Annotated in this window: 10 protein-coding genes; 4 read left to right on the forward strand and 6 right to left on the reverse strand. The window is 61.4% G+C overall.

What is annotated here, in order from left to right; all coding sequences use genetic code 11:
• Positions 1–12: 12 nt before the first annotated feature.
• The 5 genes from ACED88_RS08010 to ftsY all read right to left on the reverse strand — a co-directional run bounded on the left by ACED88_RS08010 (position 13) and on the right by ftsY (position 5,329).
• Positions 13–996: an ABC transporter permease gene (locus ACED88_RS08010; RefSeq protein ID WP_449109283.1), complete on the reverse strand. Its 984-nt coding sequence runs from the start codon at positions 994–996 to the stop codon at positions 13–15.
• A 365-nt stretch (positions 997–1,361) separates the two neighbouring features.
• Positions 1,362–2,189: an exodeoxyribonuclease III gene (locus ACED88_RS08015; RefSeq protein WP_449109284.1), complete on the reverse strand. Its 828-nt coding sequence runs from the start codon at positions 2,187–2,189 to the stop codon at positions 1,362–1,364.
• A gap of 142 nt (positions 2,190–2,331) precedes the next feature.
• Positions 2,332–2,670, reverse strand: a complete 339-nt coding sequence (locus tag ACED88_RS08020; protein ID WP_237205811.1) for a P-II family nitrogen regulator — start codon at positions 2,668–2,670, stop codon at positions 2,332–2,334.
• A gap of 14 nt (positions 2,671–2,684) precedes the next feature.
• On the reverse strand, positions 2,685–3,941 hold the full coding sequence (locus ACED88_RS08025) for an ammonium transporter (protein ID WP_449109285.1): 1,257 nt from the start codon (positions 3,939–3,941) through the stop codon (positions 2,685–2,687).
• A 284-nt stretch (positions 3,942–4,225) separates the two neighbouring features.
• Positions 4,226–5,329 carry a signal recognition particle-docking protein FtsY gene (ftsY, locus tag ACED88_RS08030; protein ID WP_449109286.1) on the reverse strand — a complete coding sequence of 368 codons (1,104 nt, stop codon included), beginning with the start codon at positions 5,327–5,329 and terminating at the stop codon, positions 4,226–4,228.
• Positions 5,330–5,484: 155 nt separating this feature from the next.
• Here ftsY and ACED88_RS08035 point away from each other — a divergent pair, with 155 nt between their 5' ends.
• Positions 5,485–6,843 carry an MFS transporter gene (locus tag ACED88_RS08035; RefSeq protein WP_449109287.1) on the forward strand — a complete coding sequence of 453 codons (1,359 nt, stop codon included), beginning with the start codon at positions 5,485–5,487 and terminating at the stop codon, positions 6,841–6,843.
• A gap of 5 nt (positions 6,844–6,848) precedes the next feature.
• Here the strand turns inward: ACED88_RS08035 and smc are convergent, their stop codons facing one another.
• Positions 6,849–10,325, reverse strand: a complete 3,477-nt coding sequence (smc, locus tag ACED88_RS08040) for a chromosome segregation protein SMC (protein WP_449109288.1) — start codon at positions 10,323–10,325, stop codon at positions 6,849–6,851.
• A gap of 200 nt (positions 10,326–10,525) precedes the next feature.
• Here smc and ACED88_RS08045 point away from each other — a divergent pair, with 200 nt between their 5' ends.
• The 3 genes from ACED88_RS08045 to ACED88_RS08055 are packed head-to-tail and all read left to right on the forward strand — an operon-like array spanning position 10,526 to position 15,341.
• Positions 10,526–11,557, forward strand: a complete 1,032-nt coding sequence (locus tag ACED88_RS08045; protein WP_449106998.1) for a 3-oxoacyl-ACP synthase III — start codon at positions 10,526–10,528, stop codon at positions 11,555–11,557.
• An 8-nt stretch (positions 11,558–11,565) separates the two neighbouring features.
• Positions 11,566–14,283, forward strand: coding sequence for an alpha/beta fold hydrolase (locus ACED88_RS08050; RefSeq protein WP_449109289.1), 2,718 nt, complete (start codon positions 11,566–11,568; stop codon positions 14,281–14,283).
• Entirely contained in the window at positions 14,277–15,341 is a 1,065-nt protein-coding gene (locus tag ACED88_RS08055) for an NAD-dependent epimerase/dehydratase family protein (protein WP_449109290.1), read from the forward strand. Before ACED88_RS08050 ends, ACED88_RS08055 begins: the two co-directional genes overlap by 7 nt.
• Positions 15,342–15,374: the final 33 nt, after the last annotated feature.

The raw sequence follows: 15,374 nt of genomic DNA on the forward strand, positions 1-15,374 counted from the left end.
AAGGTGAATTGCTCATGAGATTCTCACTCGGGGATCGACGATGGTGGTAGCAATATCAGCAAGAATTGCGCCTACCGCAAAGATGAAAGAACCGTAGGCCAGGGTAGCTACCGCCGCGTTGACGTCCTGTGCGCCAATCGCCTGCACCGACCAGAGGCCAACACCGGGCCAGGCGAAAATCATTTCGGCGAAGATACCGCCGGTGAAGATAGCCGGGACAGTAAAGGCGATGGACTGGGCCACGGGGATGAAGGAAACGCGCAGGGCATGACGGCGAATAGCCTGGTTGCGGGTCAGGCCCTTGGCTCGGGCAGTACGCACGAAGTCGGCGTTGACGCTATCGAGCAGGTACTGGCGCTGGGCAATCTGGTAGCCGCCCCAGCTCATAATCGTGATACAGAAGGTAGGCACGATGTAGTGGGCAGCCAGGTCAATGATGTAGGGCAAACCCGGCTCCACACCGGGGGACGAGATACCGGTGACGAAGAAGATGCGCTCCCCCGCCATGTTGTTGATGGCCACTGCACCGAGCTGCACCATGAAGTAGGCGATGGGGGCAGGCAGAATGTACACCAGGTAGGAGTAGCCGGTGATAACGCGGTCAGAGAACTTGTACTGACGGGCTGCTGAGTAAACGCCCAGGGCAACACCGATAATCAGCGAAAGAATCACAGCCACAATGTAGAGGCGGGTTGAAACCCACACGCGCTGGCCGAATTCAGCGTTGATGTAGGCGCCGTTGGGGCTGCGGCCCCAGTCCCAGTGCAGAACAACATTGGTCAGCCACTGAACGTAGCGTTCCCAGGCGCTCATCGAGGGGTCAAGGTTCAGGGCAGCAAAGTTGCGCTGAATCTGCTCCGGAGTGGGCCGGGGAATGCGCTCCTGCTCGAGCAGGGCGGGGTTAAGGGAGGTAACGGCCAGGAAGTAACCGCCGGTGGTCGTCAAGAAAATCATGACGGCGTAGACGGCGATGCGCCTTAAGAGGTACTTAATCATGCGGCGACCTCGTTCGTGGGATGAAACATTGTGTGTGCCTTTACGGGTTCTGCCAGCGTGTGACACCTGACATAAGATGACGTAATGAATTGAGTATATTTTGTCGCACCCATCACATCAAGTAAGGCCCTCTTATTGTGCGCTCCTTGCAGCAGCGCCGACGCCTCCCCTACCTACCCTCAAGCACCCCACCGGGCTGAAAAAACCCGAAAAACCGGCGGGCGGCGTCCGCTCCCTACACCCACCCCCAGCTTTTCCTTGCCACGATGCTTCACAAATTATTAATAATTCATGTCAGATAGCGGGCCCTCCCCCACAGCAAAAGGGCACCCGCTTATGCAGGTGCCCCGTCTACCCATCGGTGCTTACAGGTCGATTTCTAGCAGAATCGGCGTGTGGTCCTGGCGCGGGCCTGAATCAATCATTTCTGAAGCCCGCACTTTCTCAGCGACCCGGTCTGATACCAGCCAGTAGTCAATGCGCCAGCCTGTGTTGTTGATCTTTGAGGTACGGGATCGCTGGGCCCACCAGGTGTAGGCTCCGGCGACGTCCCCGTGCAGGTGGCGGAAGGTGTCGGTAAAACCCCGGGAGAGAATATGGGTAAAGCCCTCGCGCTCTTCGTCGGTGAAGCCGGGTGAGCGGCGGTTAGCCTTGGGGTTGGCCAGGTCAATTTCGGTGTGGGCAACGTTGAAGTCGCCGGTTGCAAGCACGGGCTTGGAGGCGTTCAGACCGGCAAGATAATCGGCGTAGAGACGGTCCCAGACCTGGCGGTCAGGCAGACGGCGCAGCCCGTCTGAAGCGTTGGGGGTGTAGACCTGGGTGACGTAGAAGTCCTCAAATTCCAGGGTAATCATGCGCCCTTCTGCATCCATGGTGGTGGGGGCAGAAAGGCGGGGGTAGGTGACGGTGGGCTCTAGCTCCTGCTTGTAGAGGAACATGGTGCCCGCATAGCCCTTGCGGGCCGGTTCGTCGGAAGATACCCAGGCGATCTTGTAATCGGGGAAGTAGGCATGCAGGGCTTCGAGATGTTTCTTGGTGGGTCCCTTGGCTGAAAGCTTGGTTTCTTGGAGGGCAAGGACGTCGGGGTTCAGCAGGGCGATGGAGGCAAAGACATCGCGCGAGAGCAGGGCACGGGCCGACTCACTGGTGAGTGCAGCATTGAGTGAATCAACATTCCAGGAGACAAGTTTCATGCCCTCTAGTCTACCCGGCACTCCCCTGCCGCCGCCCTGACCTCGTCCGCCCCTCCCTGCTAGCTCTCCTGCCTAGACCGCAAAAGGTGAGGGCAGACCCACGAAACCGTGGGTCTGCCCTAGATCTGTAGGACGCTTGTGTTTAGATGGCGGAGACGCCGCGTTCTCCGGTGCGCACCCGAACCACCTCGTCCACGCTGCTCACCCAGATTTTGCCGTCCCCGGCGCTGCCGGTGTTAGCGGTGGCGATGATCAAGTCGATGATGTCCTCCGCCCGATCAAGATCAGCCAGGATTTCCAGTCGAATTTTAGGAATCAGGCGAATGTCGTATTCCTTGCCGCGGTAGACCTCTACGTGCCCGTGCTGGCGTCCGTAGCCCTGGGCTTCTGACACCGTCATCCCGTCGACCCCAAAGTTTTCGAGGGCCTGGCGGATGTCGTCGAATTTTTCGGGCTGAATCAAAGCGGTAATAAGTTTCATAGCGTGAATTCCCTCTAGTTTTTAGCGAAGGCACCGGAGGTGCCACTCGACATGGCGTAGGCGGTTTCAGCGTGCTGGGCCAGGTCGATACCCTGGATCTCCTGCTTCTCGCTGACCCGGAAACCCATGGTGCGGTGAATCGTGATCACAATCAGCAGGGTCACAACCGCGCAGTAGGCCATAGAAATCAGGGTTGCAACGGTCTGGGTGACCAGCAGGCCTAGACCTCCACCGTAGAAGAGACCTGCAGTTCCGGTAGCCGGGGTTGCGATAAAGCCCAGAGCCAAAGTGCCGATGAGACCGGAAACCAGGTGTACACCCACTACGTCAAGAGAATCGTCGTAGCCCAAGCGGTACTTGAGGCCCACTGCCCAGCCTGAGGCGATACCCGAGATAAAGCCCAGAGCTAGGGCACCAACCGGATCGACGTTAGCGCAGGCCGGGGTGATAGCGACCAGACCCGAGACCAGGCCGGACGCCGCCCCCAGGGAGGTCACGTGGCCGTCACGGATGCGCTCCAGTAAGGCCCAGCCCAGCATGGCAGCTGCCGGGGCTGCAAGGGTGTTGACCCATATCAGACCTGCCTGGGCGCCGTCCGCAGCAGCCCCCACGTTGAAACCGAACCAGCCGAACCAGAGGATAGCTGCACCGAGCATGACCAGGGGCAGGGAGTGGGGGCGCTGGTTTGGGTCTTCCCCAAAGCCCTTGCGAGCGCCCAATACCAGGGCCAGGATCAAACCTGCTACACCGGCGTTGATGTGGATAACCAAGCCACCTGCGAAGTCAATCGCTTCGCCGAACATAGCCCCGATGAAGCCTTCTTCACCGAAGAGACCGCCGCCCCACACCATGAAGGCCAGGGGGCAGTAGACCAGGGTGAGCCAGAGGGGCACAAAGATGCACCAGGCTCCGAAGCGGGCGCGATCCGCGATAGACCCTGAGATGATAGCCACCGCGATGATAGCGAAGGTGGAGCTGAAGGCTACCGAAAGAAGGTTGGTGCCGCCGTCCGCAAGCGTAGCTGATAGGCCAAAATCGTTAAAGGGTGAGCCGACGATGTCGTGGATGAGGGCATCTCCCCCGCTCATGCTGTAGCCCCAGAGTACCCAGCAGACACCAACGAGACCCATGGAGATGACCGACATCATCATCATGTTGAGTGCTGACTTGGCTCGCGTCATACCGCTGTAGAAGAGAGCGAGACCCGGCGTCATGAACAGAACAAGTGCCGCGGCAACCACGGTCCAAACATCACTAGCGGTGAGTTCCATACCTGTTACCCCTTTCAAAACCCGTAAAGAAAACCTGTGTGCCGGTAGACCGGCTCTTGGTGTGTTGACAGTTTCTATTGTTCTCTGCGCGTGTTTCGGCTGCTTGCGCATGGAGTTTCGCTCCGGTTACAGGTGCCCTCCCCGTGTTGCGGGTATGAAAACACCGGTTACGGGGGTGTTTCGGGCGGTAACGGGCAGGTTACCGGCCCTCTTAGCGGGCATGAAAAACCGGGGGAACTGTTAGAAACAGTTCCCCCGGTTCCTAGATGAACTCAGGTTGTACTTTAGTCGAGGAGAGCGTCGACAAAGGCACCGGGCTCGAAGGGCGCCAGGTCGTCAGGGCCCTCACCCAGGCCGATGAGCTTGACCGGCACACCCAGCTCTTCCTGGATAGCAACTACGATGCCGCCCTTGGCTGAGCCGTCGAGTTTGGTCAGCACGATACCGGTAATCTGAACCACCTCGGAGAAGACCTTGGCCTGAATCATGCCGTTCTGGCCGGTGGTGGCATCAATGACCAGGAGCACCTCGGTCACGGGCGCTTCCTTCTCAACCACGCGCTTGATTTTGCCCAGCTGGTCCATCAGCCCGGCCTTGTTCTGCAGGCGTCCGGCGGTATCGATCATGACGGTATCAACACCGCGGGCCTTGCCCTCGCGAATAGCTTCGAAGGCAACGGAAGCAGGGTCGGCGCCGTCCTTCTCTGAGCGGACGGTATCAACACCCACCCGATCGCCCCAGGTCTGAAGCTGGTCGGCCGCTGCCGCACGGAAGGTATCAGCCGCACCCAGTAGCAGATTCTTCTCTTCAGCGACCATCACGCGGGCCAGCTTACCCACTGTAGTGGTCTTGCCGACGCCGTTGACGCCCACAACGAGCACAACGCCGGGGTTGCCATCGGCACCATCTAGCGCCAGGGAGCGGTCGGTATCTTCACCCACGATAGTAAGAAGTTCCTCACGCAGCATCTGCTTAACGTGGGCGGGGTTCTCGGTGCCCTCCACGCGTACACGCTGCTGCAGAGCCTCCACCAGGCGAGCGGAGGGCTCAGCACCCAAGTCTGCTAGCAGTAGGGTTTCTTCGACCTCATCCCAGACGTCCTGGTCAATCTTGTCGCGAGAGAGCAGAGCCAGCAGCCCCTTACCCAGCAGGTTATTGGACCGGGAAAGGCGGGCGCGTAGGCGCACCAGTCGCCCCTGGGCGGAGGCCGGACGCTCGATCGTGGTAACCGGGCCGTCAGCGCTATCAGAGGGTAGGTCATCAGAATCGCGGGTGCCCTCGTAGCCTTCCTTAGGGGCTTTGGGGCCGCGCAGCAGAACGGCGAGTACGCCGCCTAGAATCAGCACACCCAGAAGTATGTACACAATGAGAGTTAGAGAATCGTTCACCCTTCTAGCTTGCCATATTCTCCCCGCCCCATACAGCCCCGATGATGGGAGTAGAATGCACTTCTGCACAGCGCCACCCCACAACAGCAGCCATTGTGAGCTAAGATACTTTTCGGAACGATAGATACAGCACAGAGGCACCACAACACACGCACATGAGTAACCACATACCCACCCCCTCCATGGATACCGGGGCTATCCCCATCATCCCCGAATTAGTACGGCAGGAAAGCCGCACTCAAAAGCCGAGCGCAACCAAAGCCGTCAAGGTACCCACCCAGATCAAGGTGCTCATTGCAGCCTCCTTTCTGATAGCCCTCGGCTACGGACTCGTAGCCCCGGTCCTCCCAGGATTTGCCCGCAGCTTTGACGTGGGTGCCATGGCAGCGACCTTCGTTGTCTCTGCCTTCGCCCTCTCCCGCCTGGCCTTCGCGCCGGCGTCCGGTCGCCTCATCTCCCGCTTCGGGGAGCGCCGCATCTACTCAGCGGGCCTCATTATCGTGGGGCTGGGCTCCATCGGAGCCGGTCTTTCGGTCAACTACCCAATGCTCATTGTCTCCCGTATTGTAGGCGGAACCGGTTCGGTCATGTTTACCGTAGCGGCCATGGGTATTCTGGTGCGCAACTCTCCCCCCACTATTCGGGGTAAGGTCTCGGGCTACTTTGCTACGTCCTTCCTGCTGGGCAATATCTTGGGGCCGGTACTGGGCGCAGCGGCTTCCTCTCTGGGCATGCGGATGCCTTTCTTTGTTTATGCCGCGATGCTCCTGTGCGCAGCTCTGGTAGTTCTTACCCAGCTCAAGGACGAGCCGCAGGAAGTCAACCTCAACACCCAGGGCATTGCTATTCCCAAGCCCGAACTCAAACTGGCTGACGCCCTCAAATTCACCAACTTCAAAGCCGCCCTGGTAACTAACCTGGCGGTAGGGTGGAGCGTCTTCGGGCTACAGTCCACCGTGGTCCCTCTTGCCGCGGTAGCCCTCCTGGCCAACCTGCATGCCGGGGAGGCTGGCTACGATGCCGCTGTTGCCGGGGCCAAGCTGGCAGGCTTTACCCTCGCTACCTATGCAGCTGGCAATGCCCTTGTACAGATTTATTCAGGCAAGATGGGCGATAAGATCGGCCGCCGCCCCATGATCTTTTCTGGGCTGATTCTGGCGGGAATCGTCACTATCGTCTTCGGCATCATCACCCATCCCGCGGTCTTTGTAGGTGCGGCTGTGCTTCTCGGTATCGCCTCAGCCCTGCTCGGGCCCTCCCTGCAGGCTGCCGTGTCAGACATCGTGGGCAATAAGCGCTCCGGTGGCCAGCCCCTGGCCTACTATCAGATGGTTTCGGACATCGGCCTCATCGTTGGCCCGCTTGTAGCCGGCTTTATCATCGATGCCTGGGGCTTCTTCCCCACCTTCATCGTCGCAGGTTCCCTGCTACTTCTTGCAGCTATCGGCTGGTTCCCCGGCTACCGGCCCAAGTTCCCGGCCGATATAGCCGACGAGGGCTACACCGGCAGGTAGAACTCTTAGTCCTCTAAGCGATGAGAAAGGACGGTCGAAACCCCCTGCCGCATGGAAATGCCGTAAAGGGTATCAGCCTGAGCCATGGTGCGCTGGTGGTGGGTAATCATCAGCAGCTGGGACTTCTCCCGAAGTTCCGCCAGCACCTCCAGCAGGCGGCCTAGATTCCGGTCATCAAGCGCCGCTTCCACCTCATCGAGCACATAGAAGGGGGCTAGGCGAGCCATAAAGACTGCCAGCAACAGTGCCAGTGAGGCCAGGGTGCGCTCGCCGCCAGAGAGCAGGGATAAGCGGGTAACCTTCTTGCCAGCAGGCTTGACCCGGATATCAAGGCCGCTGTGTTCCAGGTCGTTGGGGTCTGCCAGTACCAGCTCGGCCTGCCCGCCGGGAAAGAGCAGAGCAAAAATCCGGCTAAACTCCACCTGCACATCGGCTAAGGCCCGGGTGAAAGAGGACTCAATATGACCGGTCACATCTTTCATCACGGCCCGTAGGTCAGATCTCGATGCCTTGATGTCCTTAATCTGCTGGCGCAGGTAGCTGTGACGCTGCTCTAGGGCTTCGTATTCTTCAAGGGCCAGGGGGTTGATGGCTCCAAAGCGGGCCAGTTCTGCCTCAGCTGCTACCAGGTGAGCTTCAAGAGATTCGCGGGGCAGATCACTCACTTCCCTGGTTTCGAGCAGGGTGTCGAGACTGAGCCCCAGGTCCTTCTCCACCCGCCGGGCAAGGGCTTCCCAGCGGGCTTCAACCCGGGCTCCCTGGGCAGCAGCTTCAGCTTGCAGGGTCAGGGCGGCAGCAAGCGAAGCCTGGGATCCTGCTAGTTCTTCACGGGTAGCGTTCAGAACCTTACTGGCTTCTTGGACTTTCTTCAGGGCCTTCTGATGCGCCTCATCTTCCAGAGCCTGCACCCGCTCAATAGCCAGTGCCAGGGCCTGCGCACGGGCAGCGACCCTGCGCGCCTGGTGGCGGGCGTCCGCCTCCTCCTGCTGGCGCTGCTGGCGAGCCTTATCCGCCTGCTCCAGGGCGCTGAGCGCCTCTTGAGCCTGGGTCAGGCGGGCCTGGGCGGCCTCTTCCTTTTCGCGGGCGTAAATACAAGCAGCCTCGGCCAGGGTTTTTGTTTCGGCAGCCTCGGCCAGGGTCTGTTCTGCCGCGCGGACGGCTCCGCTCAGGGTATCGAGGTCAGCCTCGGGTTTGTTCTGCTGAGTCTGAGCCAGAGCTTCTTGGGCCTTGGACAGTGCTGCCTGGGCTTCTTTCTGGGTTTCGTCTGCGCGAGCGGCAGCTTCTTGTAGGCGCCTAAGAGAGGCCTGGGAGCTTTCTGCCCGGCCGGTGAGGGTGGCCAGTTCTGCGCGGGCGGTGGCCAGCTGGGCCGCCAGGGAGCCTGTGATTCGCGCCTGTGCTTTCTCAGCCTCCTGAGCAGCTTTAAGGGCTTCTTGGGCCTGCCTATAGACTGTCTCTGCTTGCTGCTGTTCATCAGCAAGGACGCCACAGGTTCGCTCAGCCTGGGACAGTTCAGCGTAGCTTTCAGTCAGGGGTCTCTGTTCCGAGGGGTAGAGCACAGACCCGGCAGTTACACTTATCCCCTCTGGCGTCACGGCGCTGACCTGTGGGTAATCCTGGACCAGAGTTCGGGCGGTTGTTTCATCGGGGACTAGGTAGACGTTGGCAGTCAGTAGGGCCAGGGTAGGTTTTAGGGCCTGCGGAGCGGAAAGGACGTCAATGCATCTACTGGCTTTATAAACCTCAGCTTGAGATAAAGACAGTTCATACATGTCAGATACAGAAAGAGGTATCTCAAGAGAGTAAATCTGGGAGACCTCGCCAGGCAGGGCAGCGCTACCGTCTAGAGCCAGGACTCGCAAATAGGGACCCAGTACAGTAGCCAGAGCGCCCTGCCAGACTTGCTCAACCTCAAGTAGAGAAATAAGCTCTTCAGCTCCCTGCTCCAGGGCCTGCTGACGTAGACCTTCATCATCCCCGCTCTCATCTCCATCATGGTCCCAGGCAGCTTTTAAGGCTTCATATCGTGCCCGAGCAGAATGAAGCTTTACCTGAACTTGATGCAGCTCATGGCGGCTCTCTCCAACCTGAGCATCCGCCTGCTGGCGGGCCTGACGAAGCTTTTTCTCCTGGTTTTCTGCCTCTAGCAGTTGCTCCCGGAAACCTTCCACCCTTGCCCGAGCCTTTTCGGTATCAGCCCCGGCTGAGGCACCCTGCTCCTTGGCCTCAGCATATTCAGCTGCCCGTCGCCCTGTTTCTTCCCGGGCTTTTTCAAAAGCTGCACGGGCAGAGGCCAGCCCCGTGGTGAGCTCAGACAGGCTTTCCCGGTAGCCCTTAGCCTGCTGCTGGGCTACCTCAAGGGCCTGCTGGGTTTCATTCAACAGCTTCTGGGCAGCCTCGAAGACTACTCGGGCAGAAGCCACCTCCTCAGCCCCTGCCTGAGCCGCCTGTTGGGCCTGAGCGTACGTTTCCTTTTCCCGCTCCCAGACCTGGGCAGCCTGGGCCAAGCGGGTGGCGGCGTCCTTTTCTTCCTCTTCATGCTGAACGCCACTCAAGCGTTCAGCGGCAACCAACTGCACCGTTTCCACCCGGTGGGCAAGCTCCTTGAGCGCGGTACTGCGCCGGGCAACCTTTTCGAGCACCTCCTTGGCTGCCTGATGGGCAACACTCAGCTTTCCTAGCTGTTCCTGAAGGGCGCTACTGCGCTCCTGAGCCCGCATTCGGGCAGACTCAGCCTGTTCACCGGCGGCTATCTCAGCCTCTCGCTCCTTGGCCATGCCCCGAGCTTCGCAGGTCAGTAGGTCGGCAGTAAGACTGCGGACGCGGCTGGCCACCTCGCCAGCAGCCCTGGCCGCCTCAGCCTGTTCCTTACGCCCCTCCAACTGGTCAGCCAGCTCACCAGCAAGATCCTCTAACCGGTCCAGGTTAGTCTTCAGATCATCCAACTTGCCGGCAGTCTTAGCCTGACGCTTGCGGTGCTTGAGCAAGCCAGCAGCCTGCTCGATGAGCTCCCTGCGGTCATCGGCGGTGCCGTGCAGAATCTTATCGACCTGCCCCTGGCCCACCAGGGTATAGAGCTCTCGGCCCACCCCAGCGTCCGCCAGCAGATCCTGCACATCAGCAAGACGCGCAGACTGACCATTAATCTCATATTCAGACCCACCGGCAGAAAACATGGTCCGAGACAGTCGAATTTCAGCATGTGGCAGGGGCAGAGCGCCGTCCTCGTTATCAATGACCAGCTCCACCTTGGCGCGCCCCAGCGCACCACGAGAGCCAGCACCGGCAAAGATAACGTCTTTCATGGTCCCACCGCGCAGCTGCTTGGCCCCCTGAGCGCCCATGACCCAGGCCAGGGCGTCTACCACGTTGGATTTACCCGACCCGTTCGGCCCTACCAGCACGTTGAGGCCCGGCTCAAACTCAAACACGGTAGCCGAGGCAAAAGATTTAAAGCCGCGCACGGTCAAAGATTTTAGGTACATGGTGGTGGGCCCCATCAGTTGGGTAAAACAGGTTCGGATCGGCTTAACCACTTTACCGCAGGCCCGCCGCCCTGTTCGGTGTGAGATGAACCAGCTCTATCAATCACCGCGCCAACCCCACCGGGGCATATTATTGAAAAAGTGCCCTGTTTCTTCAAATAAGGGCTTACCCAAGTCCGCACTAAGGCTAGAAGAGTAGATTGACCGCTAATTCAGATATTCGCCACAAGAACGCCTCCCTGTTATCGGTAACCAGGGTGCTACCGCCGGAGGTCGTCACCAGCTCCTACTTTGACGAGCAACTAGCGGCCACCTACAAGCGGCTGAGGATGCCCAAGGGCCTACTCGAGCGTCTCGCCGGTATTAGCGAGCGCCGTTCCTGGGGCTCGGCCATGCATTTTGAGGACGGCGCGGTGCAGGCTGCTGAGCAGGCTATCGCCCAGGCCGGTATCAGCAAGGAACAAATCGGGCTAATTATTAACACCTCGGTCACCCGCGATAATTTTGAACCTGCTGTAGCCGTGGGTATTCACGACCGCCTGGGCCTGCCCCGCCACGCTCTGAACTTCGATATCACCAACGCTTGCCTGGGCTTCGTCAACGGCATTACGGTTGCTGCTACCATGATTGACGCCGGGGCTATCGACTATGCCCTCATCGTCGACGGCGAAGACCCCTCCCCCTGGCACGCCACAGCCCTGCGCCAGCTCAACCGCCCCGATTCAACCCGAGACGATGTGCTGGCCCAGTTCGCTACCCTGACCCTGGGCTCGGGAGCTGCGGCCGCCGTCATTGGCCGCTCCGACCTGCACCCGGCGGGCCACAAGATTATCGGTTCGGTCTCCCGCGCGGGAACCGAGCACCGCAATCTCTGCATTGGCGGTGAAGCCGACCAGGGGATGAATACGGACGCCGCGGGTCTGCTCAAGCACGGCCTGCAGCTGGTCGCTGAGGCCTGGGAAGAAGCCCACCAGAACGGCTGGGACTGGGGCAACATGCGCTCCTATGTAACCCACCAAATTTCTAACGCCCACACCAACGCCATTATTGAGGCCGTGGGTATCGACCGCGAGCGCATCCCCATGACCTTCCCGGTCTGGGGTAACGTGGCGGCAGCAGCCCTTCCCATGACCCTGGCTGAGGAAAGCGCCCACTTCGTAGCCGGTGACCGTATTCTCTGCATGGGTGTGGGCTCCGGCCTGAACACCGCGCTCATGGAAATCACCTGGTAGGAGCCACTATGACATTTTCTCAGCTCACTCCTGTTCCTGCCCTCTGGCCCGGCGTTGACCCTGCCTGGTCCCAGCAGGCGCAGGTGCCCGCGTCCGCCCCGGTAGAAGAAACCGGGGCTAGCCGCCGCTGGCACTACCTCGATAACGGCCCGGCTCTCGAGGCCGCCGGGCGCACCCCGGTCGGTACCGTCCTGGCGGTGCACGGTAACCCCACCTGGTCCTATCTCTGGCGGTCGGTCATCGCTGCCGCCACTGTTGCCGAGCAGCCCTGGCGCGTTGTAGCGGTAGACCAGCTCGATATGGGCTATTCGGAGCGTACCGGCCTGACCCGCTCGCTCTCAGACCGTATCGCTGACCTCGGTGATTTTACGGCCGCGCTTGGGCTTGATACTACCGAGCTTCCCCTTGTCACGCTGGCCCATGACTGGGGCGGGCTGATCTCGCTGGGGTGGGCCCTGCGCCACCGTGAGATTGTCTCGGGTGTCATGCTGACCAACACCGCCGTTTTTCATGACGCCGGTGAGAAGATCCCGGTAGCCCTGCAAGCGGCCCTCAACCCCGCTCTGCATTCCTGGGCGACCGAAAAATCATCCGCCTTTATCGACGTGACTCTGGGCCTGGCCCAGGGCGGTCTTGATGCTGCGGTCAAGAAGGCCTACAAGCTGCCCTACACCACCGCCGAGCACCGGGTGGGTGTGCGGAATTTCGTGGCCGACATACCGGCAACCGAAGCAGCAGCCAGCTACCGCCCCATGGTCTCTATTGCCGAAGGTATTACAGACCTTGACCTGCCTGCCCTGATGCTCTGGGGCACTAAAGACCCGGTCTTCCAGCGCCGCTACATGGCCGACCTGGCTACCCGCCTGCCGCAGGCAGATATCCACCGTTTTGAAACCGCCAGCCACCTGGTTGCCGAAGACGAAGACATCGCCAGCCCCATTCTGGACTGGCTCACCGAGCACTTCGTCACCGGCACCACCCAGCGGGACCTCCACCTCACCGCGCGCGCTGCCCGGGTGCCGGCGTCCGCTCATTACCGCCCCATGGGAGCCGAGCTGGCAGACCGGGCGGACGACACCACCCTAGCTATCGTTGATATGAGCAGCAAGGGGGACGGCACCGAGGTAGCCGCCCAGCTCTCGTGGGCTGAACTGGCTGCCGAGGTAGACCGGGTTGCCTCTGGCTTACACCGGCTCGGGGTAAAGCCCGGCAACCGGGTCAATCTGCTGGTGCCACCCGGCATTAAACTCACCACCCTTATCTACGCCTGTCTCAAGATTGGGGCCGTGATTGTTGTGGCTGATACCGGCCTGGGCGCTGCGGGGCTGACGCGCGCGCTCAAGGGGGCCCGCCCGTCCTGGCTCATCGGTATTCCAGCTGCCCTCACCCTGGCCCGTACCCTGGGCTGGCCCGGCCAGCGCATTGCAGCCGGTTCCCTCCCCGCTGCCGCCGCCCGGGCCCTAGGCGTGGTGGGTGCGGTCGATGACTTTGCAGCCCCTGAGATTTTTGCGGTAGCCGACCCTGACCCCGATGCGGACGCCGCTATCCTCTACACGTCAGGCTCCACCGGCCCGGCCAAGGGCGTGGTCTACACCCACCGCCAGCTAGCGGCTATGCGGGATACCATCGCAGCCACCTACGATCTGGCTGCCGGCAGCGGTCTGGTTGCGGGTTTTGCCCCCTTCGCCCTGCTGGGCCCGGCCCTGGGAGCTACATCTGTCACCCCGGCCATGGACGTCACCAAACCTAAGACCCTCACCGCTGCCGCCCTGGCGTCCGCAGCTTCGGCAATTGGGGCAACCACGGTCTTTGCTTCCCCGGCAGCCCTGATGAACGTGCTCGAGACCGTCGATGGCCTGAGCAGCCAGCAGCGCTCTGCCCTGGGGCAGGTCACCACCCTGCTCTCTGCCGGGGCTCCCATTACTTCTCCCCTGCTAGCCCGCCTGCAGACCCTGCTACCGGCAGCTTCCCTGCACACCCCCTACGGCATGACCGAGGCCCTGCCCACCACCGACGTCTCCTACGCCCAGATTCAGCAGACTGAGCAGGACGCGGCAGCCGGGCTTCTCGGTGCTGGCGGCGGCGTCTGCGTTGGTACCCCCGTCCACGGGGCAGCCCTGCAGATCGCTCCCCTGCTGCCGGATGGAACCGCATCAACCGAGGTCACCACCGAGCCCGGTATCACCGGTGAGATTCTGGTGGCAGCCCCACACATCAAGGACCGCTACGACACCCTCTGGATCACCGAACGCGCGTCCAGCGCCACCCCCGGCTGGCACCGCACCGGCGATGTGGGGCATTTCGATGCCAGCGGACGCCTCTGGGTTGAGGGCCGCCTTGCCCACGTGCTGGTGACCGCCCAGGGCGTGCTCACCCCGGTTGCCCTGGAACAGGCAGCCGAACTCGATGCCGAGGTGCGCCGGGCAGCCGCTGTTGCTACCGGCCCGGCCGGGGCAGCGTCCGTCCTGATCGTGGCCGAGGTTGGCCCCACCTTCCGGGGCAAGAAGACCCGCAACGGTCTGGCTCCGGCTGACCTGGCCCAGCGGGTGCGGGAGCGGGTACTGGCTGAGACCGGCGTAGAGGTATCGGCTGTGCTGGTGGTTGCTGAGCACCCCACCGATGTGCGGCACAACTCGAAGATTGACCGCCCGGTTCTTGCTGCCTGGGCCCAGCAACTCCTCCAGGGGAAAAAGGCCCGTCTGGGCAAGGGGGTTATCGCGTGGTAGTTTCACTGCGTCCCCTTACCCCCGAGGTCTGCCAGCCTGCCCGGTCTGAGCGGGTGCTGGTCACCGGCGCCTCTGGGCTTCTGGGCCGTGAGGTTGTCTTTGCCCTGCTGCGGGCAGGGTATGCTGTGCGGGCCTTCCAGCGCGGGGACTCCGGTATAGCCCAGATGCTCCCTGCCCACCTGGCCGACCGCTTCGACCAGGTGCAGGGTTCCCTCACCGACCAGCTGGCGGTGCGCCGGGCTGTTACCGGTGTTCAGGGGATTATCCATCTGGCCGCTAAGGTATCTGTGGTCGGGGAATGGGAGGATTACCGGCAGGTCAACATCGAGGGCACCCGCACCCTGCTTGAGGCTGCCCGCGCAGTCGGTATCGGTAAGTTCCTGCACACCTCTTCGCCCTCTGTAGCCCACACCGGAGCCTCTATCGTGGGCGAAGGTAACCCGCCCGCTAGCCCCGACCAGGCCCGCGGTAACTATGCCCGGTCTAAGGCCGAGTCTGAGCTGCTGGCCCTGAGCTACGATGCGGACGACTTCTGGGTAGGTGTGCTACGCCCCCACATTGTTTGGGGTCCCGGCGATACCCAGCTGGTGGAGCGCGTCCTAGACCGCGCCGCCGCAGGCCGCCTGCCCCTACTCAACCAGGGTACAGCTATGATCGACACTCTTTACATCGATAACGGGGCGGACGCTTTCGTGCGCGGCTACCAGCGCCTCGAGGCGATTCGCGGGGTGCCCCTGGTGGTGACGAACGGCCAGCCCCGCCCGGTCGGCGAGATTATCGCCGGTATGTGTACCGCCTGCGGTGTCAAACCCCCGGCCTACTCGCTGCCGGCGTCCGTGGCCTATGGGCTGGGTCTGGTGATGGAAAAGGCCTGGGCCCGTTGTGCCCCCGGGCAGATTCCCCCGCTGACTTCTTTCTTAGCCGAGCAGCTGTCTACCGCCCACTGGTTCGACCAGCGCACCACCCGGGAACTCCTTGACTGGTCCCCTGCTGTCTCCCTGGAGGAAGGGTATGAGCAGCTGGGCGACTACTATGGGCGTAGATTTCGTAGGAACTAATAACTAGCCCTTTTCGAATAGGCAGGCAGAGCG

It is taken from the genome of Rothia sp. 11273D007AR, assembly GCF_053547255.1.